The organism is Lactiplantibacillus sp. B652, from assembly GCF_023806745.1.
Taxonomy (GTDB): Bacteria; Bacillota; Bacilli; order Lactobacillales; family Lactobacillaceae; genus Lactiplantibacillus; species Lactiplantibacillus pentosus.
On the sequence record NZ_JAMSKY010000070.1, the window covers coordinates 1 to 430 of the forward strand.

General features: G+C 40.2%; 1 protein-coding gene. It reads right to left on the reverse strand.

Features of this window, described 5'->3' with window-relative positions; all coding sequences use genetic code 11:
- Nucleotides 1-373 (reverse strand): helix-turn-helix domain-containing protein (locus MZO40_RS17045; RefSeq protein ID WP_252133479.1); only part of this gene is annotated, 373 nt, incomplete at its 3' end.
- Nucleotides 374-430 lie beyond the last annotated feature (57 nt).

Here is a 430-nt window from a genome sequence, read left to right on the forward strand (position 1 = left end):
GCCGTTGGCGTACGCCATGTTCAGGTAGATCATTCAAGGAGAAACCAATTCTCCCCTGATTTAGCCAATTATAAATAGATTTAGTAGCTAGTTTAAATTCGTGAGCAATCATTCCTGATGACCAGCTTAGACGTAAATGGTTGAGAATTTTTTGCTTTAACTCATCGCTCAGCTTAGTTTTCCGACCACATCGTGATCGCTTGTATTTGGCATCTGTTTGTGCTAATTCAGCCTGATAAGGTTGACATCGAGATAATTCATAAGAAATTGTTGACGGTGATCGGTTCAGCCGAACGCCCATTTGGATATTGGGCAGCCCTAGTTCACAAAAGGTTTCGATTTTAATTCGTTCGGAATAGGTTATACTAGACAAAAGATCAGCTCCTAAAAGATGGGTTTGTGGTAAACACCATTTTAAAGGAAGCTGATC